Source organism: Streptomyces sp. NRRL S-37 (genome assembly GCF_000721605.1).
GTDB lineage: Bacteria > Actinomycetota > Actinomycetes > Streptomycetales > Streptomycetaceae > Streptomyces.
Map to the genome: position 1 here is coordinate 65,663 of NZ_JOIZ01000022.1, position 25,062 is coordinate 90,724.

Annotated in this window: 24 protein-coding genes; 10 read left to right on the plus strand and 14 right to left on the minus strand. The window is 72.6% G+C overall.

Going from position 1 to position 25,062, the window contains the following annotated elements; genetic code table 11:
- The first annotated feature begins 76 nt into the window (after window positions 1–76).
- The gene (locus IH50_RS0129900; protein ID WP_030869118.1) at window positions 77–517 is read left to right on the plus strand and encodes an ATP-binding protein; all 441 of its coding nucleotides are present in this window, start codon (window positions 77–79) and stop codon (window positions 515–517) included.
- 553 nt (window positions 518–1,070) lie between these two features.
- On the opposite strand, the gene IH50_RS0129905 is transcribed toward IH50_RS0129900, so the two are convergent.
- Window positions 1,071–2,096 carry a GlxA family transcriptional regulator gene (locus IH50_RS0129905; RefSeq protein WP_030869120.1) on the minus strand — a complete coding sequence of 342 codons (1,026 nt, stop codon included), beginning with the start codon at window positions 2,094–2,096 and terminating at the stop codon, window positions 1,071–1,073.
- A gap of 71 nt (window positions 2,097–2,167) precedes the next feature.
- Between IH50_RS0129905 and IH50_RS0129910 the strand changes: the two genes are divergently transcribed.
- Complete coding sequence (locus IH50_RS0129910; protein WP_030869121.1) at window positions 2,168–3,484, plus strand: MFS transporter; 1,317 nt, start codon at window positions 2,168–2,170, stop codon at window positions 3,482–3,484.
- A 290-nt stretch (window positions 3,485–3,774) separates the two neighbouring features.
- Here the strand turns inward: IH50_RS0129910 and IH50_RS0129915 are convergent, their stop codons facing one another.
- The 4 genes from IH50_RS0129915 to IH50_RS0129930 form a co-directional block, all read right to left on the minus strand.
- Complete coding sequence (locus IH50_RS0129915) at window positions 3,775–4,980, minus strand: flavin-containing monooxygenase (RefSeq protein WP_030869123.1); 1,206 nt, start codon at window positions 4,978–4,980, stop codon at window positions 3,775–3,777.
- Between the two features lie 161 nt (window positions 4,981–5,141).
- Window positions 5,142–5,807, minus strand: coding sequence for a pyridoxine/pyridoxamine 5'-phosphate oxidase (locus IH50_RS0129920; RefSeq protein WP_030869125.1), 666 nt, complete (start codon window positions 5,805–5,807; stop codon window positions 5,142–5,144).
- A gap of 42 nt (window positions 5,808–5,849) precedes the next feature.
- Complete coding sequence (locus IH50_RS0129925) at window positions 5,850–6,275, minus strand: pyridoxamine 5'-phosphate oxidase family protein (RefSeq protein ID WP_030869126.1); 426 nt, start codon at window positions 6,273–6,275, stop codon at window positions 5,850–5,852.
- 243 nt (window positions 6,276–6,518) lie between these two features.
- Entirely contained in the window at window positions 6,519–7,154 is a 636-nt protein-coding gene (locus IH50_RS0129930; protein ID WP_030869128.1) for a TetR family transcriptional regulator, read from the minus strand.
- A gap of 134 nt (window positions 7,155–7,288) precedes the next feature.
- On the opposite strand from IH50_RS0129930, the gene IH50_RS0129935 reads away from it, so the two are divergent.
- From IH50_RS0129935 to IH50_RS0129945, 3 genes are all read left to right on the plus strand, one after another.
- Window positions 7,289–8,026, plus strand: a complete 738-nt coding sequence (locus tag IH50_RS0129935) for a VOC family protein (RefSeq protein ID WP_199822162.1) — start codon at window positions 7,289–7,291, stop codon at window positions 8,024–8,026.
- Between the two features lie 198 nt (window positions 8,027–8,224).
- Window positions 8,225–10,603 carry a PQQ-binding-like beta-propeller repeat protein gene (locus tag IH50_RS0129940; RefSeq protein ID WP_030869133.1) on the plus strand — a complete coding sequence of 793 codons (2,379 nt, stop codon included), beginning with the start codon at window positions 8,225–8,227 and terminating at the stop codon, window positions 10,601–10,603.
- 143 nt (window positions 10,604–10,746) lie between these two features.
- The gene (locus tag IH50_RS0129945; RefSeq protein ID WP_030869136.1) at window positions 10,747–11,268 is read left to right on the plus strand and encodes a hypothetical protein; all 522 of its coding nucleotides are present in this window, start codon (window positions 10,747–10,749) and stop codon (window positions 11,266–11,268) included.
- 239 nt (window positions 11,269–11,507) lie between these two features.
- Here the strand turns inward: IH50_RS0129945 and IH50_RS42160 are convergent, their stop codons facing one another.
- The 4 genes from IH50_RS42160 to IH50_RS0129965 form a co-directional block, all read right to left on the minus strand.
- On the minus strand, window positions 11,508–11,654 hold the full coding sequence (locus IH50_RS42160; protein WP_199822163.1) for a hypothetical protein: 147 nt from the start codon (window positions 11,652–11,654) through the stop codon (window positions 11,508–11,510).
- Between the two features lie 176 nt (window positions 11,655–11,830).
- A complete protein-coding gene (locus tag IH50_RS0129955) occupies window positions 11,831–12,013 on the minus strand; it encodes a hypothetical protein (protein WP_030869139.1) in 183 nt (60 codons plus the stop codon).
- A gap of 211 nt (window positions 12,014–12,224) precedes the next feature.
- Complete coding sequence (locus tag IH50_RS0129960; RefSeq protein WP_030869142.1) at window positions 12,225–15,176, minus strand: AfsR/SARP family transcriptional regulator; 2,952 nt, start codon at window positions 15,174–15,176, stop codon at window positions 12,225–12,227.
- A 125-nt stretch (window positions 15,177–15,301) separates the two neighbouring features.
- Complete coding sequence (locus IH50_RS0129965) at window positions 15,302–15,697, minus strand: nitroreductase/quinone reductase family protein (RefSeq protein WP_030869143.1); 396 nt, start codon at window positions 15,695–15,697, stop codon at window positions 15,302–15,304.
- Window positions 15,698–15,842: 145 nt separating this feature from the next.
- Between IH50_RS0129965 and IH50_RS0129970 the strand changes: the two genes are divergently transcribed.
- The 4 genes from IH50_RS0129970 (at window position 15,843) to IH50_RS0129985 (ending at window position 20,414) form a co-directional block, all read left to right on the plus strand.
- On the plus strand, window positions 15,843–16,049 hold the full coding sequence (locus IH50_RS0129970; RefSeq protein ID WP_030869146.1) for a hypothetical protein: 207 nt from the start codon (window positions 15,843–15,845) through the stop codon (window positions 16,047–16,049).
- 104 nt (window positions 16,050–16,153) lie between these two features.
- A complete protein-coding gene (locus IH50_RS0129975) occupies window positions 16,154–17,020 on the plus strand; it encodes an LLM class F420-dependent oxidoreductase (protein ID WP_030869149.1) in 867 nt (288 codons plus the stop codon).
- Window positions 17,021–17,105: 85 nt separating this feature from the next.
- A complete protein-coding gene (locus IH50_RS0129980; RefSeq protein ID WP_030869152.1) occupies window positions 17,106–19,694 on the plus strand; it encodes a bifunctional FO biosynthesis protein CofGH in 2,589 nt (862 codons plus the stop codon).
- A 153-nt stretch (window positions 19,695–19,847) separates the two neighbouring features.
- On the plus strand, window positions 19,848–20,414 hold the full coding sequence (locus IH50_RS0129985) for a L,D-transpeptidase (RefSeq protein WP_030869154.1): 567 nt from the start codon (window positions 19,848–19,850) through the stop codon (window positions 20,412–20,414).
- 11 nt (window positions 20,415–20,425) lie between these two features.
- On the opposite strand, the gene IH50_RS0129990 is transcribed toward IH50_RS0129985, so the two are convergent.
- From IH50_RS0129990 to IH50_RS0130005, 4 genes are read right to left on the minus strand one after another with little or no spacing between them, the layout of a single operon-like run.
- Window positions 20,426–20,824 (minus strand): PIN domain-containing protein, encoded by a 399-nt coding sequence (locus IH50_RS0129990; RefSeq protein WP_030869156.1) that lies wholly within the window; start codon window positions 20,822–20,824, stop codon window positions 20,426–20,428.
- Window positions 20,821–21,102 carry a hypothetical protein gene (locus IH50_RS0129995; protein WP_030869161.1) on the minus strand — a complete coding sequence of 94 codons (282 nt, stop codon included), beginning with the start codon at window positions 21,100–21,102 and terminating at the stop codon, window positions 20,821–20,823. Before IH50_RS0129995 ends, IH50_RS0129990 begins: the two co-directional genes overlap by 4 nt.
- 43 nt (window positions 21,103–21,145) lie before the next feature.
- Window positions 21,146–21,382 (minus strand): hypothetical protein, encoded by a 237-nt coding sequence (locus IH50_RS0130000; RefSeq protein WP_051767502.1) that lies wholly within the window; start codon window positions 21,380–21,382, stop codon window positions 21,146–21,148.
- Between the two features lie 22 nt (window positions 21,383–21,404).
- The gene (locus tag IH50_RS0130005; protein WP_030869167.1) at window positions 21,405–21,917 is read right to left on the minus strand and encodes a DUF2165 domain-containing protein; all 513 of its coding nucleotides are present in this window, start codon (window positions 21,915–21,917) and stop codon (window positions 21,405–21,407) included.
- Between the two features lie 246 nt (window positions 21,918–22,163).
- Here IH50_RS0130005 and IH50_RS0130010 point away from each other — a divergent pair, with 246 nt between their 5' ends.
- The gene (locus IH50_RS0130010) at window positions 22,164–23,282 is read left to right on the plus strand and encodes an ADP-ribosylglycohydrolase family protein (RefSeq protein WP_030869171.1); all 1,119 of its coding nucleotides are present in this window, start codon (window positions 22,164–22,166) and stop codon (window positions 23,280–23,282) included.
- A gap of 102 nt (window positions 23,283–23,384) precedes the next feature.
- On the opposite strand, the gene IH50_RS0130015 is transcribed toward IH50_RS0130010, so the two are convergent.
- Window positions 23,385–24,938, minus strand: coding sequence for a sodium:solute symporter family protein (locus IH50_RS0130015; RefSeq protein WP_030869174.1), 1,554 nt, complete (start codon window positions 24,936–24,938; stop codon window positions 23,385–23,387).
- Window positions 24,939–25,062: the final 124 nt, after the last annotated feature.

Sequence of the window (25,062 nt, forward strand, 5' to 3'; positions counted from 1 at the left end):
TACGATCGTGGCCCTCGTGAGGCGCGAGTCCAAGTGTCCGCCGGTTCGGATGGTGTGAGCGGTGCAGGTGCTTCAAGTGCAACTGGAGATCCGGCCCGACCCCGCTGAGGTGGGACGGGCCCGGCAGTGGACCCGTTCGCGGCTGGCCGGCTCGGGCATAGAGGCCGACGAACCGCTCGCCGAGACCCTGATCCTGCTCGTCTCGGAGCTCGTCACCAACGCCGTGGTGCACACCAGCCGTCCGGCCGTACTGCGGCTCTCCCTGCCCGGGGAGGACACCGCGGAGGCCACCGTCCGCCTGGAGGTGACCGACCGCAGCGAACGGGCCCCGGTGCCGCGCTGTGTGGACGGCGAGGCCACGGGCGGGCGCGGGCTCGCGCTCGTGGACGGACTGGCGGACCGGTGGGGGTGGAGCGCGGAGGGCGCCGGCAAGCGGATCTGGTGCGAGCTGGACCGCTGCGGGCAGGTGTCCGACGGGGCGTCGGCGTGCGGCGGGCTGGCCTACGAGGCGGTGTAGTACACGCGGGGCGTGTGCTGCGCGGGCGCGGGAGGGCTCGGGCGGCCGGGGTGTGCGGGTTCCCTGCGGTCGACCGCGCCCGCGCGGCGGAGCCGAACGGCGCTACGGCCCCGTGCCCTTGGAGAGTTGTCCGCGCCCCTTCCCGCCCGGTCGCCCCCGTCTTCGCAGGTGCACGGGTGCACGAGAGGCCGGGTCGGTGGGCGGGGGTGTGACGTGGTGCGCCGGGTGTGCTTCCGTGCGCGGTCTCGGCCAACAGGGCATATGTCCCAAGCAGGTCATTGTCACCCGAATCGGTATTGACGTTCGGTGACTGTTTGATCACTCTGGTCGTCAGCGATTCGCCGCGAGGGGACGGCGAGGGCCCGACGACGGGGGTCCTCGACGAGTGTGGGTCGTGATTCGGCGTCGGTTCCCCCAGGGCCGAGGGGGGAACCTGGGCGGGAACGCCGAAGCCGAAAAGCGGTGCGGCGCTGCCGTGCTCGGGGCGGACAGCGCCGCACCGCCACCGCCGGCGGGGCCCCGGGTTCTCCACAGCCTGTGGGCGACCTCCCGCTCACCCCCGGGCCGACGCGGCCGTCCCGGCCCGGAAGGTCCGCCGGTACGCCGTCGGCGTCACCCCCAGCGCCGCCTGGAGGTGCTGCCGCATCGACTGGGCCGTGCCGAAACCGGCGTCGCGGGCCACCTGGTCCACGGACAGATCAGTGGACTCCAGCAGGTGCCGGGCCCGCTCCACCCGCTGCCGGGTCAGCCACTGCCCCGGACTGACACCGGACTCCTCCCGGAAGCGGCGCGTGAAGGTGCGGACCGACATCGCCTCCCGCGCGGCCATGTCGCGCAACTGGATCGGCTCGTGCAGCCGGCCCAGCGCCCACGCGCGGGCACCGCTCGTGGAGGACTGCTGCGGATCGGGCACCGGCCGCTCGATGTACTGCGCCTGCCCGCCGTCCCGGTGCGGCGGTACGACCGTACGGCGGGCCACCTCGTTGGCCACCGCGGCGCCGTGGTCGCGCCGCACCATGTGCAGGCACAGGTCGATCCCGGCCGCGACGCCCGCCGAGGTCAGGATGTCCCCGTCGTCGACGAACAGCACGTCCGGATCGACCTCGATCCGCGGGAACAGCCGCTGGAAGCGCTCGGCGTCGGCCCAGTGGGTGGTGGCGGGCCGGCCGTCGAGATACCCGGCGGCGGCGAGGACGTACACGCCGGTGCAGATGGAGGCGAGCCGGGTGCCGGGGCGGATACGGGCGAGGGCGGCGGCCAGCTCGTCGGTCAGCTCGCCCCGCTCGAACACCGGGCCGAGCTCGTAGGACGCCGGGACGATCACCGTGTCGGCGGTGGCGAGGGCCTCGGGGCCGTGGGCGACGTGGACGGCGAAGTCGGCGTCGGTCTCCACCGGCCCGGGCGGCCGGACCGAGCAGGTGATCACCTCGTACAAGTGGCGGCCCTGCCCGTCCTTCGGGCGGCCGAAGATGCGGTGCGGGATGCCCAGCTCGAAGGGGAGCAGCCCGTCGAGGGCGAGGACGACGACGCGGTGCGGCCGGAAGCCGGCGGACGCGTGCGGGGGCTCGACCGGATCCATGGCCCGATCCTAGCGAATGCTGTCCTCCGGGCCACTCGTTGCGGCGGGGCCGATCCCGGAAGCTCTAGGGCATGACCCGGACAAGCGAGACAGCCGTCGTCGTGGAGCCGCCCGCGTGCGGCCCGAAGCCGAGCCGCACGCGCGTGCACCGCGCGTGGTTCGTCGCCGCCGTCACCTTCGTGACGATCATCGGTGCCGCCGCCTTCCGTTCCGTACCGGGCCTGTTCATCGATCCTTTGCACGACGAGTTCGGCTGGTCGCGCGGGACCATCGGCGCGGCGGTCTCCGTGAACCTCGCGCTGTACGGCCTCACCGCTCCGTTCGCTGCGGCGCTGATGGACCGCTACGGCATCCGGAAGGTCGTCGCGGTCGCCCTCAGCGTGATCGCGCTCGGCTCGGGCCTGACGGTGTGGATGACGGCGCCCTGGCAACTGCTGCTGTGCTGGGGCCTGCTGGTGGGGCTCGGCTCCGGTTCCATGGCGCTGGCCTTCGCCGCGACCGTCACCAACCGCTGGTTCACCGAGCGCCGGGGCCTGGTCAGCGGCATCCTCACCGCCGCGTCCGCCTCCGGGCAGCTGATCTTCCTGCCGCTGCTGTCCTGGATCGTCACGCGGTACGAGTGGCGCCCGGCGGCCGTCACCGTGGCGCTCGCCGCGCTGGCCGTCGTCCCGTTCGTCTGGCTGCTGCTGCACGACCATCCGGCCGACGTGGGCGCGAAGCCGTACGGGGCCAAGGAGTTCGTGCCGAAGCCGGAGCCCGTTCCGGGGGCCGCCCGGCGGGCGCTGACCGTGCTGTTCTCGGCGGTGCGGACGGGGCCGTTCTGGCTGCTCGCCGGGTCCTTCGCGATCTGCGGCGCCTCGACCAACGGGCTGATCCAGACCCACTTCGTGCCCGCGTCCCACGACCACGGCATGCCGGTCACGACCGCGGCGTCCCTGCTGGCCGTCATCGGCGTCTTCGACGTCGTCGGGACGGTGGCGTCCGGGTGGTTCACGGACCGTTTCGACGCGCGCCGGCTGCTCGCGGTGTACTACGCGCTGCGGGGGATCTCGCTGCTGTTCCTGCCGATCCTGCTGGCGCCGAGTGTGCATCCGCCGATGCTGTTCTTCATCGTCTTCTACGGGCTGGACTGGGTCGCCACCGTGCCGCCGACGCTCGCGCTGTGCCGTGAGCACTACGGCGAGGACAGCCCGATCGTGTTCGGGTGGGTGCTGGCCTCGCACCAGGTGGGCGCGGCGGTCGTCGCCTTCCTCGGAGGTGCCGCGCGGGACAGGTTCGGGTCGTACGACGTGGTCTGGATCGCGTCGGGGGCACTGTGCGCGGCGGCGGCGCTGATGGCGCTGGTGATCCGGCGGCGGGCGGGGGTTTCACCGGCGCCGGCCGTGTAGGCGCGGATGGGCGCAGAGGCACCCTGTAGGCGCGGATGAGCAGTCCCACCCCGCGGGCTCCTGCGCCGGCGCGGTGAGGACCGGGCGGGGGGTGTCGCGCGGCCCGGCGTTGCGGGGTGCCTCCCCCAGAGGGGGTACCCCCAGCCCACCCTCCCCCACTCTCGACTCCGCTCGAGCGGGGGGACCCCCATCGCCCTGGGGGTACCTCCCAGGCCCTTGAGGCACTGGGGGAGGCACGACTGCCCGCGGACGGGCGGGATGGCGGCTGTGCGTGGAGGGGCTGTGTGTGGTCAGGCGGGGAGTGGGGACGTTCCGCCTGCTCGGACCACCGCTCGGGCGATGCGCTGGGCGTCCAGGGAGAGTTCGCGGAGGCTGCCGCTGATCGGGTTGGTGAACCCCGTGAAGTAGAGGCCGGGTGCGCCGGCCGGGGTGCGTCCGCCGTGGACGACCGGTCTGCCCCGGTCGTCGAGGACACCGAGCCCGCCGACCAGCCCCTCCAGACCGCGCGCGTACCCCGTGGCCGCCACGACCGCGTCCGGACCGACGCGATCGCCGTCCGCCAGGACGACCTTGCCCTCCTCGAACCCCTCCACGGCGGCCACGACCTCCACCTTCCCCTTGCGCACGGCGTCGATCAGACCGACGTCCTGCACGGGGATGGCCCCCTCCCGCACCCGGGTGTAGAGCCCGGAGCCGGGACGCGGAAGCCCCCGGTCCGACAGGTCCGGCAGCGCCACCCTCGCCTGGACCCGGCTCAGCCGGTCGACGAGGCCGACCGGCAGCCGGCGTACCAGGATCCCCGAGTACTGCGCGGGCCAGCCCGCGGTCGAACGGCGCACGATGTGCGGAGGGGTGCGCACCGCGAGGCGCACCCGGGAGGCGCCCCCCTCCACCAGGTCCACGGCGATCTCGGCACCGGTGTTGCCGACGCCCACGACCAGCACGTCCCGGCCGGCGAAGGGCTTGGCGTTGCGGTACTCGGACGCGTGCAGGAACTCGCCGGTGTAGGTGTCCCGGCCGGGCCAGTCGGGGACGCGGGGCGTGTGGTTGAAGCCCGTGGCGACGACGACCGCCGCGCCGGTCAGTTCGCGGCCCCCGGTGGCGTGGAGCAGCCAGCCGGTGTTGTCGGGGGTGCGCTCGACCCGGGAGACCTCGACACCGGTGACGATCTCCAGGCGGTGGTGCTCGGCGTACTTCTCCAGGTAGCGGACCACGTCGTCCCGGGCCGGCCACCGTCCGAACCGGCGCGGCATCGGCAGCCCGGGCAGCGCGGACCGGCGCCGGGTGGTGTGCAGGTGCAGCCGGTCGTAGTGGCGCCGCCAGGAGTCCCCCACGCGGCCGGAACGCTCCAGGACGACGGCCCGCACCCCCCGGGCGCGCAGGGCGTACGCGACGGCGAGTCCGCCCGGGCCGCCGCCGATGACGTAGACGGGGCGGTCCACCCGGTTCGGCGCGGTGGGCTGCGCGGGCGTGGAGGAGTCGGAGGAGTCGGCCATGAGCGCGAGCGTAATCACGCCCCTGGTTGATGGGTATCGGTCAAGAGCGGAATTGGTTGCGGATTGATCACGTGTGCGGGGATCGCGGGCCCGAATGTCCGCATGTCCTCCTCATCCGGGCCCGCCCGGCCCCCCTGGCCCGCCCGGCCCCTCCCCGGGCCTCACGGCCACAGGGACTCCCTGATCCAGCCCTCCGTCCCGCGCCGGTAGCGGAGCCGTACGTGCCGTCGTCGGGGCTCGCCCTGGAAGAACTCCACCTCGTCCGCCCGCAGCCGGTACAGGGTCCAGGACGGGACCGGGGTGTCCGGTGCGTGCCGTGCCTGCTCCCATGCCGCCTCCGAGGCCCGTGCCAGTTCCTCCGGCGACCCGAGGACCTCGCTCTGCCTGCCGGTCAGCGCGGCCGCCAGCGCCCCGGTGGAGCGGGCGTGCAGGTCCGCCTGCGCCTCCTCGGCCGGGGCCGCCTCGACGGGCCCGCGCACCCGTACCTGGCGGCCCAGCACCGGCCAGTAGAAGGCCAGCGCGGCGTACGGGCGCGCGGCGAGGTGGCCGCCCTTGCGGCTGTGCGCGTGGGTGGCGAAGGACCAGCCGTCGTCGTCCGCGCCGTGCAGCATCACGATCCGTACGTCCGGCAGCCCGTGCGCGTCCGCCGTGGCCAGGGACAGGGCGTGCGGCTCGGTCTGACCGGCCGCCACGGCCTCGGCGAACCACCGCGTGAACAGCGGCAGCGGCTCGGCGGGCGCGGCGGCCGGGTCGAACGCAGGCAGGTCGGTGACCTGCGGGTCCCACACCCGCAGCGACCTCAGCAGCTCGTGGAGATCGGGTTCCATGCACCGATTGTCGGGTGTCCGGTCGTCGGGCGTCCGGCGGGCTCACACCGACCCGAGGTCCGAGGACACCCACCGCTCGGGCCGCATCCGCACGACGACCTGCGCGCCGTGGTTCTTCCAGGCGGAGTCGACGTACTCCTCGACCTTGCCGGCCGGCAGGTAGCGCGCGGAGATCTCCCGCAGCTGCTCGATCGTGGCCGGGGTGGTGTCGAGCACCGGCCCCTCGACCGAGACGTAACGGACGGTGGGTTCGACGCGGTCGACCATGAGCGAGAACCGTCCCGCCGCGCCGATCAGCCGGTTCTTGCGCGAGTCCAGGCCGGTCATGATCCACACGTCGCCGCCGGGCGCGTACTGGTACCAGATCGGCACGGTGAGCGGGGCGCGGCCTTCCCCCGCGTCGACCGCCAGCGCCGCGATGTGCGGCTCGGCCAGGAACTGTTCGCGCTCTTCGCGGGTCAGGGCCATCGCGGGTTCCTCCTGCGGCGTGTGCGTCGGACGTTCACTCGTTCGTTCGGGGCCGCTCGGGGCCACGTGCGGCCCGCGGCCGGTCCGCTGGAACACAACACCGGTCGGATGGTGCCGTGTTCCCCGTTCCCGTATCGCGCGGAAAGCGACGGGCGGCGGCTCACCGGAGTGAACCACCGCCCGTCTGACAGGACTTGCCGATCCGCGCGCCGGTCGGCGGGGGCCGCCGGGCGCCTGTTCCGCCTACTTCGGCGGCTTCTTTCCGGTGACCCCCAGGTACACCAACAGGGCCAGGTTCGGCTTGAGTTCCGCCTGCTTCACGCCCCAGGAGGAGAAACCTTTCTGGTGGGAGGCGACGGCCGCGAGCATGGCCACCAGCGAGCCGGCGACCGCCGCGGGGTTCACGTCCTTGTCGATCCGTCCCTTGGCCTGCAGCTCGGCGACGGAGTCCGCCAGCGAGTTGTTCACGGAGTTCAGGATCTTCATGCGGATCTTGTAGAAACGTTTATCCCCCTCGGCCGCGCCGAGGTCCACGACCCGCAGGATCGCCTCGTTGGCCCGCCAGAACTCCAGGAAACCGTCGACGAGTTCCTGCGCCGTCTGCCAGCCGGCCTTCCCCGCCCAGGAGCGGCCCTCCAGCAGCTCGCTCAGCCCGGTGCTCCCGGCGGCCATGCGCTCGGCGATCTCCAGGACGGCGCCCTCGACGTCCGGGAAGTACTGGTAGAAGGTCGCGGGCGAGGTGCCCGCCTTCCGTGCGACATCGATGACCTTGACGTCCCGGTAGGGGGAGGAGCTGAGCATCTCGCTGAGGCAGTCGAGCAGTTTCTGCCGGGTCGCCTGCCCACGCCGGCCGGCCACACGGCCGTCGACGGTACGCACTTGTCCTGTCATGCCGTCAGCTTACCGACGGGTGATCCGAGCGCGATTCGGCCGACTGCAAATGGGGTGTGCGGGCCCTTGGAGGATGGTGTGCCTGGTCTGCGGCCTGCGGGCGGCGCGGTTACTTTGGCGGCATGGCCGAAAACAGGGCATCGGGGCACAGGGCGTCGGAGTACCCGGAGGGCACCCCCTGCTGGGTGGACGCGCAGCTGCCCGACGTGGAGGCGGGCAAGCGGTTCTACGGCGGGCTCTTCGGCTGGACCTTCGAGGACCAGCCCCAGGGAACCGTGCGGGCGTTCAAGGACGGCGCCCCCGTCGCCTCCCTCGCGCACAAGACGGACGGCCGGCTGCCCACCGTGTGGACGGTGTCCTTCGCCACCCCGGACGCCGGGGCGCTGTGCCGGCGGATCCGCGCGGCCGGCGGGCAGGTCGTCTCCCCGCCGGGGCCCTTCGGCGACCTGGGCGTCACCGCGCTCGTCACCGACTCCGAGGGGGCGGTGTTCTCCCTCTGGCAGGGCATTGGCACCCCCGGCTTCGGGCGCCGCCACGAGCCGGGCACCTTCGCCTGGGTGCAGCTGTACACGCGGGACACCCAGGCGGCCAACACCTTCTACGGCGGTCTCTTCCACGCCGCCCTGTTCGGCCCGGACGCCGATCCCGACTTCGGCCGCGCACCGGTCTCCGACGTCTTCCCCGCCGAGATGCCGCCGCACTTCCTCGTCCACTTCGCCGTCGAGGACCCCGGGGCCGCCATGGAGGAGGTGGTCCGGCTCGGCGGCCGGGTCCAGGTCCCGCCCTTCGAGACGTCCTACGGCACGGCGGCCGTGGTCACCGACGACCAGGGGGCGTCCTTCGCGCTGCTGCACCGCTGAGCCGCCGGACCGTTGAGCCGTTTCCACCCTCTGTGTCGTATGAAAACCTGGACACCCTATTTGTCGGCCGGTTCGCAACCGGGGGCGTGGACAGGAAGAATCGGGGTGCGTGCCGCCACGGCGGTGCGGTGGTGAGACGCTGCACTACGGTCGCGGGCACAGGTGGTGGCGCGACTCGTACGGGGAGGTGGCAGGCAAGTGGTGGATCAGCTGACACAGCACGATCCGCGGCGTATCGGGCCGTTCGAGGTGCTGGGACGGCTGGGAGCCGGCGGCATGGGGCTGGTCTATCTCGCGCGCTCGGCGTCCGGGCGGCGGGTGGCGATCAAGACGGTCCGGACCGAACTGGCCGAGGACCAGCTCTTCCGGGTCCGCTTCACGCGCGAGGTCGAGGCGGCCCGCGCGGTCTCCGGTTTCTACACGGCGGCCGTGGTGGACGCCGACCCGCGCGCCGCCGTGCCGTGGCTGGCCACCGCGTACGTGCCGGCGCCCTCCCTCGAGGAGATAGTGAACGAGTGCGGGCCGCTCCCGGCGCAGGCGGTGCGCTGGCTCGCGGCGGGCGTCGCGGAGGCACTCCAGTCGATCCACGGCGCCGGACTGGTCCACCGCGACCTGAAACCCTCCAACGTCCTCGTCGTCGAGGACGGCCCCCGGGTGATCGACTTCGGCATCGCCTCCGGCGTCTCCAACACCCGCCTGACGATGACGAACGTCGCCGTCGGCACCCCCGCCTACATGTCCCCGGAGCAGGCCAAGGACTCCCGCAGCGTCACCGGCGCGAGCGACGTGTTCTCGCTCGGCTCGATGCTGGTCTTCGCCGCCACGGGACATCCGCCGTTCCACGGCGCCAACCCCGTCGAGACCGTCTTCATGCTGCTGCGCGAGGGCCCGGACCTCGACGGCCTCCCGGACGAGCTGCGCCCGCTCATCGAATCCTGCATGCAGATGGAGGCGGCGGCCCGGCCCAACCCGGCCGACCTCCAGGCCCAGCTCGCCCCGCACCTGTTCGGCTCCGGCTCCGACGACAGCGGTACGGCGTCGGCGTGGCTGCCCGAGCGGGCGGTGGCCCTGATCGAGACGCGGCGGGGCGGCCGGACGGCGGTCCGGCCCGCGCCCGCCACCGGCCGCAGCGCCGGTGGCGGAGCCCGCCCCCACGTCCCTCCGCCGCCCCGGCACGACCCGGTCGTCCCGCCGCCGCCCCCCTCGATGCCCGCGCCGGTGGGCGCGCCGACGGGCGCCCCCGACACCGGCCCCGTACGGCTGGCGGGCGCGATGGTGCCCATCGGACCCGGCCCGCGCGTCGCCGACATGCGCGCGGCCGCCGTCAAGGCACCCCCGCCGGCCGCCGCCCTGGCCGCCACCTGGTCCAAGCCCCGCCCCGGCGTCAACGGCGCCGACCCGGCCGTACCGGCACCCGCCGCGCCCGCCGCGTCGCCGGACCAGCCCGGCGGCTGGCGCCCGTGGCGCTTCCGCATGTCCAACGACGTCTGGGGCACCCCCGCCGTCGACGGCGACCTCGTCTACGTCACCTCCTTCGAGGTGCACGCCCTCGACGTCGCCACCGGCCGGCGCCGCTTCAAGACCCGCGACGTCGCGTGGTCGATGGCGGTCGCCGACGGCCGTATCCACGCCTCCGACGGACCCACCCTGTTCGCCCTCGACGCCCGCGAGGGCGGCGACCTGTGGCGGGTGTCCACGGACGCCTGGGTGTACTCCCTCAAGGCCGACCGCGGCACCGTCGTCACCGGCACGCGCGGCGGCGGCGTCCAGGCGTGGGAGGCGTCCACCGGCCAGAAGCTGTGGGAGATCACCGGCTGCCAGACCGACTTCGAGTCCCCCGAGGCCGGCCCCGCCCTCCACGAGGGCACGGTCTACGTCTGGCAGGACGCCCGGCTGCGCGCCCTCGACGCCCGCACCGGCGACGAGCGCTGGTCGTACCCGATCGGCGACGCGGCCTCCTGCGGCGGCGTCCCGGTCCGCGTGACGCACGCCCCCGACGGCTACGCCTACGCCTGCGCCGGCACCCGCGTCCTCGCCCTGGAGGTCACCTCCGGCCACGTCCGCTGGCACTTCGAGGCCCCGGCGGTCTTCCTCTCCCCGCCCGCCTTCGTCCCCGGCCCGGCGGTCACCGGCGGCGGCCTCTACCTCGCCGACTACCTCGGCACGGTCTACGCCCTCGACGCCACCGACGGCCGCGACCGCTGGCGCATCGCGACCGAGGCGCGCTCCTCGGTCGACCCGGTCCTGGTCGCCGCCGGTCACGTCCACGTGGGCAGCGGCAAGGGCCTGTACACCCTGGACGCGGTCACCGGCACGCCCAAGTGGCGCTTCCAGTCCGGCGGCGAGATCGTCGGCGCGCCCGCGGTCGCCGAGGGCCGGATCCACTTCGGCTCCAGCGACCACCTGCTGTACACCCTGAAGGCCGACGACGGCCGCCTGAGATGGAAGCTGGCGACCGGCGGCGAGATCACCGGCTCCCCGGTGGTCCGGGACGGCGTGGTGTACGCGTGCAGCAAGGACCGCTGCGTGTACGCGCTGGACGCGGAGAAGGGGACGGGGACGGCGCGGACGACGTGAGGCGGTGAGTATGGGGAGGGGAGGCAGCGGACGACCGCCGCCTCCCCTCCCCGCGCGGCTCCCGTACCGGTCGCTGCGCCGGGTACGCGACGGTCGCCGGACGGTGACATGCTCGTGACACGAAGATCGATAACCTGAGGGCCATGAATTCCCGGGGGAACACACTCAAGCTCACAGCGGTCTCGGCACTCGTCGTCCTCACCCTCACCGGTTTCTCGACCGGCCGCGGCCACGGCGGCGGCAGTGGCGACGGGGGCGGCTGCAGCAGCTCCGGCCAGAACCACGACTCGTCGTCGAGCTCGGGGGGCGGCTCGCACCGCGACTACGACGATGACGACGACTACGGTTCAGGCGGCGGCGCGGGGGGCGGCGAGGAGAGCGCCTCGGCGTCCGGGCAGGACGCCGGCGTGGAACTGGTGGACTGCGCCTCGGAGGAGACCCCGTACGCCACGGTCGAGGTCACCAACCAGAACGCCGTGGACGGCGTCTTCACCGTCACCGTGAGGTTCGAGGACGCGACCGGCGCGGAGGTCGTCACCCGCTCCCAGGACGTCGCCGTACCGGGCGGCGAGACGGTGCCGGCCAGGGTGAACGTGGGCACCGACGCGGACGTGACCCAAGTGGCCGAGTGCGAGCCGGAGACGTACGCCCCGGCGGCCGCCTGACCCGACGGGGTGCATCGGCGGTGGCCGTCGGGCCACTCGCCTTTGATGCTCACGCGGACCCCTTACCAGCACGGGACCGGGGGCATACCGCAGCGGACGCCCGCCGACGAGTGGCCCAACGGTCACTTCGAAAGTCCTCGACCGCTTCCCCGATCATGGCGAGGGACACCGCCGACGGCACGGGCGTACGACGATGGGGCCGAGGTTTCCCTCGGCCCCATCGGTGGTCGGGCGACGCGTCAGGGCATGGCGTTCTCGAGCGTCACCACGACACTGTCCTGCGGGCCGACGGGTGCGTGGTTGTCGGCCAGCGCCGGGCCGGCGGCGGCGCCGGTGATGCCGAGGACCAGGGCGATGGTGGCGAGAACCTTCTTGGTGCGGGTCACTGTGACTCCTGTGGCGGGGGAGCAGATCCGTACGGGAAGTGACAGTACGGCGAGCGCAGCCAGTTGATTCGAACGGTTCGTGTCAAAGGTTGACCAGAACCCCTTGCGGACACACATCGGCCGCGACGGCTCCCCCTCCGCGCCGCCGCGGCCGATTCCCCGTGCGGGAAGGACGGCTACTTGCCGCCGTCGAGGTCCAGGGCGGGCGGGGCCGGCATGTGGTTGTCCAGTGTCGTGATGTCGACCGGCTCGCTCGGCATGTGGTTGTCGAGCGTGGTGACGGTCTCCTCCCCCGCCGGCGGAGCAGGCATGTGGTTGTCCAGCGGAGTCGCTTCCGCGTCCTTCATCTTGTCGCTCATGAGGCTTGCTCCTCTGTTGTGGTGCCACGTATGGAACACCCGCCCGACAGCTCCCCCGTGGGCCATCGGACGGGTGTTCGGGGCCGCACATTAACCGGTCGGCCCCTGGTCAGCCGCCTGCCCCCCGACGCGACGGTGTGACATGGAAGAGAATGACGGACGGGGATAAACGAACGCTGAACGCCCGAACGGCACTGTGTATGCGGGACAGTCACGTCACTGGCGTAAGGAGGGAACGAACCTCGCTGACCTCGGGAGCACTGTTCTGCTCGAGAAGAGACACGGCTTCACGCCAGCAGGCGTTGGCCCGGTCGGCCTGTCCCAGGGCCGACAGCGCTCGCCCGAGGAGAGCCAGGACGTTGCCGCGCGTCCGGTCGCCGCCGATGCACCCCAGGGCCAGTGCCTGCTCGGCATGCTGCGCAGCGTGTGATGGCCGTTCAGCGGCCAGATGCACCTCGGCGATGCGGAAGTTCGTCGCTCCTTCCCAAAGGCGCTGTCTGTGGCCGGCGAAGATGCTCACGGCTTCGGAGAACTGGCCGAGCGCTTCGTTATGACGTCCGGCCTTGGCCAGAGCGACGCCCACTGCAAAATGACCGTTGGCGAGTCGCATGGTTCGCCCCATCTCCAGGTACACGGCCAAGCCGTGCCGGGCGATCTCCACGGCCTCGGTGATGTTGCCCATACCCAGCTGGGCACGGGACAGGTTCGACAGCGCGGAGGCCTCGCCCGCACGGTTGCCGGTCGCCCGGAACCCTTCGATGGCTTGGTGGAAGAGGACCTTCCCGGCTGAGTACCGGTGCTGGTGCAGGCAGATGAGCCCTCGGTTGTTGGCCACCCAGCTGACCGCGGTGGCGTCCCGCACGGAGTCGGCCAGTTCCATGGCCAGCCGGGCTTCCTCCTCCGCCTGCTGAATGCGGCCGGACACCAGGAGCACATCGGTGAGAACCGTCCGCGCCCTTCCCGCAGCGCGTGCGTCGCCCGCGGCACGAGTGGCGTCGCACATGGCACGGGCCGTCGTCTCGTACTGGTGGGAGTTGGCTCCGGACTCGGTCAGGTCCTTCGCCGCCCACAGCAGGTCCACCCCCCGGCGCAGCCGGTCCGTCCCGGCGGCCTGCCGGACGGCCGCCAACAGAGGGGAGGCCTCGGTGTACAGCCAGTCCAGTGCCGCCGAGCCGTCGGTGAAGACCAGACCGGGATGCTCCGTCGGCTCCAGCCCGTCCACCAACCGGTCTCCCGGCCGCTCGATGGCATACACCCCCACCGCCGTCGCCAGGTAGAAGTCCAGCAACCGCGACATCGCCGCCTCCCGCTCGCTCGGCGGCTGCTCGTCCCTCTCCGCACAAGCACGCGCGTAGAGCCGTACCAGATCGTGGAACCGGTACCGCCCCGGCGCCGCCGACTCCAGCAGGGACGTGTCCACGAGGGACTCCAGCAGGTCCTCCGTGTCCTCCGCCGGCAGGTCCAGGACCGCCGCTGCCGCCGCCAGCGAGACGTCGGGGCCGTCCGCCAGGCCCAGCAGGCGGAACGCGCGGGCCTGGGCGGGCTCGAGCTGGCCGTACCCCAGTTCGAAGGTCGCCTTGACCGCCAGGTCGCCCGCCTGGAGTTCGTCGAGGCGGCGGCGTTCGTCGGCGAGCTTCGCCGCCAGGACCGAGACCGTCCACGTCCTCCTCGCCGCCAGCCGCGACGCCGCGATCCTGATCGCCAGCGGCAGGAAACCGCACGCCGCCACCACGTCCAGGGCCGCCTCGCGCTCCGACGCCACCCGCTCCTCGCCCACGATCTTCGTGAAGAGCGCCAGTGCCTCCTCCGGGGACATCACGTCCAGGTCGACCAGGTGCGCCCCGGCCAGGCCCGTCATCCGCACCCGCGACGTCACCAGCGCCGCGCAGCCCGCCGTTCCCGGCAGCAGGGGTCTGACCTGTGCCGCGTCACGCGCGTTGTCCAGCAGGACCAGCACCTTGCGGCCGTCCAGGACGGAGCGGTACAGCGCCGCCCGCTCCTCCAGCGAGTCCGGGATCGCCGAGTCCGCCGTGCCGAGGGCGCGCAGGAAGGAGCCGAGGACCGTCTCCGGTTCCGCGGACCGGGAGCCCGCGCCCTGGAGGTCGACGTACAGCTGCCCGTCCGGGAAGGAGGCACGCGCGGCGTGGGCGACGTGGACCGCCAGTGTCGTCTTGCCGACGCCCCCGATGCCGGCCAGCGCCGACACCGCCATCACCCGGGCCTCGTCGCCGGACGCCGACGCCAGTACGCCGCTCAGCTCCCGTACGAAGGACGCGCGGCCCGTGAAGTCCGGCACCGTCGCCGGGAGCTGGGCGGGGCGGACGGGGAGCGCCACCGGTTCCGTCATGGGGGCGGAGGGTTCCGCGAGGCCCGGGTCGGCCCGGAGGATGCGTTGCTGGAGGTCCTGCAGGTCCGGGCGCGGGTCGACGCCGAGTTCGTCGGCGAGGAGGCGGCGGGTGTCGGCGTACACCGCGAGGGCTTCCGCCTGGCGGCCGCTGCGGTAGAGCGCCAGCATCAGCAGTTCGCGCAGCCGCTCCCGCAGCGGGTGGGCCGCCGTGAGGGCCGTCAGCTCCGAGACGGCCTCCGCGTGGCAGCCCTGTTCCAGATCCATGTCCAGGCGGGATTCGAGGAGTTGGAGCCGCCATTCCTCCAGGCGGACCCGCTGGGTCTCCGCGTACGGGCCCGGCACCCCGGCCAGCGTCTCGCCGTCCCACAGGGACAGGGCCCGGTTCAGTACGTCCCGCGCGTGGCACAGGTCCCCGGTGTTCCGTGCCTTCTCCGCCTCCGCCGCCAGCTCCTGCGCCGCCGTGAGGTCCAGCGCCCCCTCGCCGAGCCCGCGCACCGCGTAGCCGCCGGACTCGCTGACCAGCACCCCGGGGTCCAGCACCTTCCGCAGCCGGGAGGCGTAGGTGCGTACCGCCGCCAGCGCCTGGGAGGGGGATTCCTCGCCCCACAGGGCGTCGATGAGTTCGGCCGCCGTGGCCGTACGGCCCTCGCGCAGCAACAGGGCGGCGAGCAGGGCGCGTTGCTGGGGACTGCCGGTGGCGACGGGCTCGCCGTCGCGCCAGGCACGCACCGGGCCGAGCACGCCGAAGCGCAGCGAACCGGGCTCCGTCGAGGAGCCGGAACGCCGCTGCTCCGGTCCTCGCGGCACACTGTCCATGCAGTCCCCCTATGCATCCTGAGCAACTACGCCAGTTTGCCTCGTTCATGGCAGATGCGTCAGCCGTGCGAGACGGCGATCACACGCGGAACGGCGGGCCGTCACAAGGCCCGCACACTCCGTCCTCAGTCGTCCAGATCCACCCGCACCGTCAGCAGCCCCGCCCCGAAGGCCCGCACGGCGGCGCTGTTGAGGCGGGGCAGGGTGCGCAGCCGGGCCACGGGGTCGTCGTCGGGCAGGAGACGGGCGGTGCCGGTGTGCCAGCGGCCCCGGATACGCACCCGTACCCGGGGGTCCGCCTGGATGTTGCGGACGTACTGCGACCGTTCGCCGAACTCCGACACCAGCCAGAACGAGCCGCCGACCCGGCGCCCGCCCACCGGGGTCCGGCGGGGCAGGCCGGAGACGCGGCCCGTGGTCTCCAGGAGGGTCTGGAACGGCAGCCGGCGCAGGACCGGATTCCCGACCCGGCGCTGGAACGCGGTCGCCGCCCGGTACTTGCGCTCGGCACGAGAAGTCATCGTGACGTGAGCCTACCGGCGGCCGGGAGAACGGGGCCGGTACTGTGCGACCTTTGCGCGGGGCGGGGAACTGCCGTGCGCGACGGTGAAACTGTCGGGCGGGGCGGTGAACTTCCTTACAGGAGAAGGAGATCGGCAGCAGACCATGAGATTCGCCTGGTTCGTCTGGATCGTCCGGCACATCAACGAGTTCGGTTTCAGTCACGGCCTCCTGAAAGGCGCGATCGGAACGGCCGCCGTGCTGATCACGGCCGTGCTGCTCGGTCTCGCGCTGCACCGCCACCGGCCGGCCGACCTGGCCGTCGGCGGTGTCACGGCGGTCGCGGGGATCGGCTGGCTGGCCTTCCACTGAGCGGAGGGAAGAGAAGTCGCCAGGGAGTTCCGACCGGTCGGTATGGACAGGCGGGATGTGCGCAGGTATTGATGGGGGCCTCGTCCGCGTACGAAAGGCCGCTCATGCGCATAGCCGTCACGATCTTCCTCACCGACGAGACGATCACCCCGGTCCGGCTCGCCCGTGAGCTGGAGCAGCGCGGGTTCGCCGGGCTGTATCTGCCGGAGCACACGCACATCCCCGTCGAGCGGACCAGCCCGTACCCGGCGGGCGGGGAACTGCCCCGCGAGTACGGACGCACCCTCGACCCCTTCGTCGCGCTCGGCCAGGCCGCCGCCGTCACCGAGCGGCTGGGGCTCGGCACCGGCATCACGCTCGCCGCGCAGCACGACCCGATCGACCTGGCCAAGCAGGCCGCGACCCTCGACCACCTCTCCGGGGGCCGGTTCACGCTCGGGCTCGGCTTCGGCTGGAACGTGGAGGAGGCCGCCGACCACGGGGTGGAGTGGCGGACCCGGCGCGAGCTGGTGCGGGACCGGATGGGGCTGATGCGGGCGCTGTGGTCGGAGGAACCGAGGGCGTATGAGGGGGAGTTCGGGAGTGTGCGGGCCAGCTTCGCGCACCCCAAGCCGGTGCGGAAGCCGCGCGGTCCGGTGGTCGGGCCGCGCACGCTGGTCGGCGGGGCGGCGGGGCCGAAGCTGTTCGCGCACATCTGCTCGTACGCCGACGGCTGGCTGCCGATCGGCGGACGGGGCCTGACGGAGGCGCTGCCCGCACTCCGTACCGCCTGGGCCGACGCGGGCCGCGATCCCGGCGCCCTCCAGGTCGTGCCGTACGCCGTCCTGCCCAGCGCGGGCAAGCTGGCGCACTTCGCGGGGCTGGGCATCGAGGAGGTCGTGGTGCAGCTTCCGCCGGAGGGGGAGGCGGGGGTGCTGCGCGCGCTGGACGCGTTCCAGCCGTTCGTGGACGGAGAAGGGGGAGGGGCCTGACGAGGACGGGACGGGGACGGGGAAGAGGGAGGCGCATGACGCGGACGGGCAGGGGCTCTGATCACGCCGAACGTATGCTCAAAGAATGACGACTTCCGTGACCACCGGAACCGGCGGCCCCACCGAGAACTCCCTGCGGCGCGCCCTCAGACGTGCCCGGGACGGCGTCTCCCTGGACGTCTCCGAGGCGGCGGTCCTGCTCCAGGCGCGCGGAGAGCACCTTCGGGACCTGTCCGCGTCGGCCGCCCGGGTGCGGGACGCGGGGCTTGAGGCGGCGGGGCGGCCCGGTGTCATCACGTACTCGAAGAGCGTCTTCGTTCCGCTGACCCGGCTGTGCCGGGACAAGTGCCACTACTGCACGTTCGTCACCGTGCCCGGCAAGCTGCGCCGGGCCGGGCACGGGATGTTCATGTCGCCGGACGAGGTGCTGGACATCGCCCGCAAGGGCGCCGCGCTCGGCTGCAAGGAAGCCCTCATCACCCTGGGCGACAAGCCCGAGGACCGCTGGCCCGAGGCGCGCGAGTGGCTCGACGCGCACGGCTACGACGACACGATCGCGTACGTCCGCGCGATCTCCATCCGGATCCTGGAGGAGACGGGACTCCTCCCGCACCTCAACCCGGGCGTCCTGACCTGGACCGACTTCCAGCGTCTCAAGCCGGTCGCGCCGTCGATGGGCATGATGCTGGAGACCACCGCGACCCGCCTGTGGTCCGAGCCGGGCGGCCCGCACCACGGCTCCCCGGACAAGGAGCCGGCCGTGCGGCTGCGGGTGCTCGAGGACGCGGGCCGCTCCTCGGTCCCCTTCACCTCCGGGATCCTCATCGGCATCGGCGAGACGTACGAGGAGCGCGCGGAGTCCCTGTTCGCCCTCCGCAAGATCTCCCGTGCCCACCACGGCATCCAGGAACTGATCATCCAGAACTTCCGCGCCAAGCCGGACACCGCGATGCGCTCCATGCCGGACGCGGAACTCGACGAGCTGGTCGCCACGGTCGCCGTCGCCCGGCTGGTCCTCGGCCCGTCCGCCTGCCTCCAGGCGCCGCCGAACCTGGTCGACTCCGAGTACGGGCGGCTGATCGCGGCCGGGATCGACGACTGGGGCGGGGTCTCCCCGCTGACCATCGACCACGTCAACCCCGAGCGCCCCTGGCCGCAGATCGAGGAACTGGCCGAGCACTCCCGGGCGGCCGGCTTCGAGCTGCGTGAACGGCTCTGCGTGTACCCGGAGTTCGTGCGGCGCGGCGAGCCGTGGCTGGACCCGCGGCTGCGTCCGCACGTGGCCGCGCTCGCCGACCCGGAGACGGGACTCGCCCTCCCGGACGCGCTCCCCGAAGGGCTGCCCTGGCAGGAGCCGGACGAGGCGTTCACCGCGTCCGGCCGCACCGACCTGCACCGCACCATCGACACCGAGGGCCGCACCGGCGACCGCCGCGACGACTTCGACGAGGTGTACGGCGACTGGGACGCCCTGCGCGAGGCCGCCGCCCCCGGCATGGTCCCCGAGCGCGTCGACACCGACGTCCGCGCGGCCCTGCGCACGGCCGCCGACGACCCGACGAAGCTGACCGACGCGGAGGCGCTGGCGCTGCTGCACGCCGACGGTCCCGCGCTGGACGCGCTGTGCCGGATCGCGGACGACGTCCGCAAGTCCGCGGTCGGTGACGACGTGACGTACATCGTCACCCGCAACATCAACTTCACCAACGTCTGTTACACCGGCTGCCGTTTCTGCGCCTTCGCGCAGCGCCGCACCGACGCGGACGCCTACACGCTCTCGCTGGAGCAGGTCGCCGACCGCGCCCAGCAGGCGTGGGACGTGGGCGCGGTGGAGGTCTGCATGCAGGGCGGCATCCACCCCGACCTGCCCGGGACGGCGTACTTCGACATCGCGAAGGCGGTGAAGGAACGCGTCCCCGGCATGCATGTGCACGCCTTCTCCCCGATGGAGGTCGTCAACGGCGCGACCCGCACCGGCCTGTCGATCCGCGAGTGGCTCACGGCGGCGAAGGAGGCCGGCCTGGACACCATCCCCGGCACGGCGGCCGAGATCCTCGACGACGAGGTCCGCTGGATCCTGACCAAGGGCAAACTCCCGGCGGCCACCTGGACCGAGGTGGTCACCACCGCCCACGAACTGGGCATCCGCTCCTCCTCGACGATGATGTACGGCCATGTCGACCAGCCCCGCCACTGGCTGGGCCACCTGCGCACCCTGGCCGGCATCCAGCAACGGACCGGTGGTTTCACGGAGTTCGTGACCCTGCCCTTCGTGCACACCAACGCCCCCGTCTACCTGGCGGGGATCGCCCGCCCCGGCCCGACGGTCCGCGACAACCGCGCGGTCACGGCGATGGCCCGCCTGCTGCTCCACCCGTACATCCCCAACATCCAGACGAGCTGGGTGAAACTGGGCACGGAGGGCGCGGCGGAGATGCTGCGCTCCGGTGCGAACGATCTCGGCGGCACGCTGATGGAGGAGACCATCTCCCGGATGGCGGGTTCGTCCTACGGCTCCTACAAGTCGGTCAAGGACCTGATCGCGGTCGCGGAGGCCGCGGGCCGTCCGGCGAAGCCCCGGACGACCCTGTACGGCGAGGTGCCCGAGGAGCGCCGTCGTGCGGCGGAGGCCTCCGACGGACACCTTCCGGAGCTGTTGCCGGTACTGGACTGACCGGAGCCGCTGCCGGTACCGGACTGAGACGGGCCGGGGAAGCGCGGATCCTGGCAGTAGGATGATCCGACCCGCGTTCGATCGGGATCCGCGGCCTCCGGACCGGAGCCGGCGGCCTTCGATCGGGACCCGTAGCTGAGGAGATGCGTACCGGTGCCTGCCCGACTTCCCTCGTGGGCCTGGGTGACCGGGCTGACCGCGGGGGCGATCGCCGCGGTGGTGGTCCTGGCCGTCCAGGCGGACCAGGGGACCAAGCCCGTCGCCGCCACGACCCGGCCCAGCGCGCCGGTGACGGCGGACGCGAAACCGTCCGCCGAGCCGGAGGAGAAGAAGCCGGTGGCGGTGCCGGACGGTTCGGGCACCGGCCGCCGGATCGTCTACTCCCTCGACCGGAAGCGGGTCTGGCTGGTCGACGCCAGCGACACCCCCCGCCGCTCCTTCACGGTCTGGCCGGGCACGGTCACCCCGGACCCCGGCACGTACACGATCGGCAAGCGCACCGAGGCCACCACCGGCAGCGACGGTGTCCCGGTCGAGCACATCATGTACTTCGCCCAGAAGTCCGGCGTCTTCATCGCCTTCTCCAACGCGGTCGACGGCTCCTCGCCCCCGCCCGCCGAACCGGGCGCGCAGACGGGCGGCATCCGCATCGCCAAGCCCGACGGCAAGGCCCTGTGGACCTTCGGCTCGGCGGGCACGACGGTCCGGGTCGTCGAGTAGCCGGGGCGGACTCAGACCTTCTCGGCCACCACGCGTGGATGCGCGGCGGTGAGCAGGCCGATGTCCTCCACGTCGGACGTCAGGACGGTCACCCTGCCCGGGTGGTGCAGGGCGGTCGCGCAGAGCATGGCGTCGATGGCGTACGTGTGGCCGTGCAGTCCGGCGGCACGCAGCAGGGCGGCGGCGGACTGGGCGAGCGCCTGGGTGACCGGCTCCACGCGCAGCCGTGAGAGCGTCCATCGCAGCGCGGCGTCGTCGATCCTCGGATGGATCACCTCGACCAGGACCGCCGCGGAGGTGATCACCGGCAGATCCGCCTCCCGGGCGGCCGTCAGCCACTCGTGCACCTCACGGTCCCGCTGTACGGCCTTGGCCAGCCCTTCGCTGTCCAGGACGAGGGCACCGCTCACGCGGCGGCCCCCGCGCCGGAGCCCTCCCCGGTGAGCCGGGCGCGCTTGGCCGCCACGGCTCCCGGGTCCGCGGGCCCGTGGACCTCCTCGAAGGAGGCGATCAGCTCGTCCAGCCGATCCCGCTCGATCTGCCGTTGGGCCGCCCTCTCCAGGTACGCCGAGACACCCCGCTTGCCGACCCGCTCGCGGATCGCCTGCAGGGTGCCGGCGGTGAGGGTGATGGAGACGCCGTTGCTGGGGCCGTCGCCGGGAGGGAACGCGATGTCGTCGTCAGCCATGACCCCATTATGGCATCGCAAATGCCATAATCATGGTGGCCGGTCATTCCCCGAGCTCGGCGAGGACGCGCGCTGTCGCGCGCCACTCGACGACGGTCCGATGGACATCGGCGTGGGGATCCCGGCCGGGCGCGTCGTCCATGGCTTCGAGGAGTTTGGCCGCGAACTCCTCCCGCTCGGCTGCCGACAGATGACGGACCCACGGGAAGACCGAGGGGATCACGCGCAGGAGGGCCGCGCGAGCCGCCTCCACGGAGGAGGCGCTCATGGGAAGGGGCATGGGGTGAAGGTACTGCGGCCCCTCAGTGGGCGTCGCGCTTTTCGGTGTGGATCACCGGCAGGTGGTTGACCAGCAGCACCACCCCGCTGAGGACGAACACCCGCAGCGCCGCGTCCAGGCCGTTCCAGTCCTCCGACTGCCACATCGCGAACCACTCACCGCCGATCGCCATGAAGCCGGCGCCGAACAGCAGCATGACCATCAGCAGGCCGTAGGTGGAGACGCGGCGGGCGCGGGCGTGGTCGGGGCGGGTCCAGAGCCAGGTGCCGTAGACCAGGACCAGCGCGGCGGCCGTCTCCCAGACGATGATCGCGACGTACGCGGCGTCCTGCACGCCCTCGTTCGTGATCGCGCGCCACATCAGGTCCTCGTCCTTGAACGTGGTGTCCATCGCGAGGACATGCCGCACGAAGTCCTGGTTCGTCCCGAAGTCCGTGATGTTCCCGAAGGCGACCAGCGCCATGTAGAGGGCGACGGAGGCGGTGAGGAGCGTGGCGGTGAGCTGTAACGCGCCGCGTGAGGTTGTGGTGAGCATGGCGGTTTCTTTCCCCGTACGGCAGCCCGTACCCGGGGACGCCGGGCCGGAATGAGCCCGGCCGGGACGCGGGCGAGAGGCCGCGTTCCGTACCGTCGGCGTGCCGCGGGGTCCTGTTCGCCCCCTTCCGGTCACCCGCTTCACACGCCTCACACTCCGCATCCCGATTCACCCCCTGAACCGGCCGTCCCCGTTCGATTACAGTGCTGGGCGTCGTACGTACGGACGGTGCCCCGGGAGGACTTGGTGGGCGGTACTGCCGGGCCCGTGTGGGGGCGGCGCGAGCAGCAGGACTTCCGCAGCCGGGTGCGCGGGACGCTGCTCGGAGTCGCCCTCGGGGACGCGCTGGGCGCGCCCGTGGACGGGATGACGGCCGACGGGATACGGCAGGCGCACGGCGCGAAGGGCCTCACCGAGCTCGCCCCCGCCCACGGCCGGCGCGGTGCCGTCACCCACCACACCCAGCTCACCCTCTTCTCCGTGGACGGCCTGATCCGCGCCCAGGTGCGGCGCGACACCGGCGCCTGGCACCCGCCGACCGATCTGCACCGGGCGTATCTGCGCTGGGCCACCACCCAGCGGGACTGGGGCCCGGACGAGCGGCGCGAGGACGACGGCTGGCTGGCGCGCGAGGAGTGGCTGTACGCCCGCCGGGAGCCCGTCCGCACGCTGCTGCTCGGGCTCGGCGACGAGACCATGGGGACGCCGGCGGCGCCCAAGAACCCCGGTGAGGCGGGGCCCGAGGCGGCGGCCCGGTCGGCGCCGTTCGGGCTGCTCGTCGGCTGGGAGCCGCAGCTCGTCGCCCAGCTCGCCGTGGAGTGCGCGGCGCAGACCCACGGCCACCCGGTCGCCTGCCTGGCGGCGGGCGCGTACGCCGTGATCGTGCACGCGCTGGCCCGGGGCGAGAGCCTGGACACGGCGGTGCAGCGGGCGCTCGCGCTGCTGGCCGCGCGGCCGGGGCACCAGCCGGTGTCGGACGCGCTCCAGCACGCGCTGGGTGCGGTACGGCAGGGGATCCCCACCTCGCAGCGGGTCACGGAGCTGGTCGGGAACGCCACCGCCGAGGGGCTGCTGGCCGCCGCCGTGTACTGCGCGCTGGTGGGGGAGGACGTACGGCAGGGGCTGTGCCTGGCCGTGAACCACGACGGGCCCAGCGCCGCCGCCGGGGCGCTGACCGGCGGGCTGCTCGGGGCGCTGCACGGCGAGACGGCCCTCCCGCCGGCCTGGCTGGCCGAGCTGGAGGGCCGTCCCACGATCCTGGAACTCGCCGACGACTTCGCGATGGAGATGACCCAGGGCGCCGCGCTGCACGGACCGGCGGGCTCGTCGGCGGCCTGGCTGGCGCGGTACCCGCGGGGGGCCTGATCTCAGCCCCTCTGGGGGCACCCCCTCCGGGGGAGTTCGAGGAGCGGGGTCCGGGGCGGAGCCCCGGGGTCGGGACGGGAAGGGGCGGCGGGGGCGAGAGAACTACGCCTGATCCCGCACCGGCGCGGAAGACGGCACCGCGGCCGCGGCAGCCGAGCCGTCGTCGTCCGTGTTGACGCGCTCGATGATCGCCATCCGCTCCGGAGTGTCCTCCGGCTTCACGTAGCCGATCAGGACGTACAGGACCAGCGAGACCGCCAGCGGAATCGACACCTGGTACTCCAGCGGCACCCCGCCGTCGATCGCCCAGTTGATCGGGTAGTTCACCAGCCAGAACGCGAGCAGGCCCAGCGCCCAGCTGGTGAGCGCCGCCGTCGGACCGGAGCGGCGGAACGGCCGCAGCAGGCCCAGCATCATCGGGATGGCGATCGGGCCCATCAGTCCGGCCACCCACTTGATGACGACCGTGATGATGTCCTTGAAGGTCGGCGAGTTGACCTGCGTCGCGACCGCCATGGACAGGCCGAGGAAGACCACCGTCGTCACGCGGGCCGCGATCAGACCCGACCGCTCGCCCCACAGCCGCGCCTTCTCCGACAGCACCGGCGCCACGTCACGGGTGAAGACGGCCGCGATGGCGTTGGCGTCGGAGGAGCACATGGCCATCGTGTGGGAGAAGAAGCCGACGATGACCAGGCCCAGCAGGCCGTGCGGCAGCAGCTGTTCGGTCATCAGGGCGTAGGAGTCGGAGCCGTCCGGCTTCTGGGACTCCACCAGCAGCGGTGACATCCACATCGGGAAGAACAGGACCACCGGCCAGACCAGCCACAGCACCGCCGACAGCCGCGCCGAGCGCTCCGCCTCGCGGGCGTTGGGGGTGGCCATGTAGCGCTGGGCCTGGTTGAGCATGCCGCCGTTGTACTCGAACAGCTTGATGAAGAGGAACGCCAGCAGGAAGATCGTGCCGTACGGTCCGACCAGCGGCTCCCCGTGTCCCTGGAGCTCGGGCTCGTCCCACGCCCCGAAGAAGCCGCCGTGGTCGCCGAGTTCGGCCACCACCGCGACGAACATCGCGATGCCGGCCAGGAGCTGGATGATGAACTGGCCGAGTTCGGTCAGCGCGTCCGCCCACAGGCCGCCGATGGTGCAGTAGATCGCCGTGACGACGCCGGTGATGAGGATGCCCTGGTTGAGCGAGACGCCGGTGAACACCGACAGCAGGGTGGCGATGGCCGCCCACTTCGCGCCCACGTCCACGATCTTCAGCAGCATGCCGGACCAGGCCAGCGCCTGCTGCGTCTTCAGGTCGTAGCGGTTCTTCAGGTACTCCAGCGGGGAGGCCACGTGGAGCCGGGAGCGCAGCCGGTTGATCCGCGGGGCGAACAGCTTCGACCCGATGGCGATGCCGAAGGCGATGGGGAACGACCAGGTGACGAAGGACGTGACGCCGTAGGTGTAGGCGATGCCGGCGTAGCCGGTGAACATCACCGCGCTGTACCCCGACATGTGGTGGGAGATGCCGGAGAGCCACCAGGGCATCTTGCCGCCGGCCGTGAAGAAGTCGCTGACGTTGTCCACGCGCTTGTGGGACCAGACGCCGATGCCGACCATCACGGCGAAGTAGCCGATGAGCACCGCCCAGTCGAGACTGTTCATGTCCCCCCTTCCAGGGTCCGCCTTGTGAACTCCACTCAGCTGGTTGGCACTTCGCCTGAGTGGGGTAGGGACGGGGAAGGCCGCGAAGTGCCCGCTCATCGTGGGCGGGATGGCGAGAGCACGA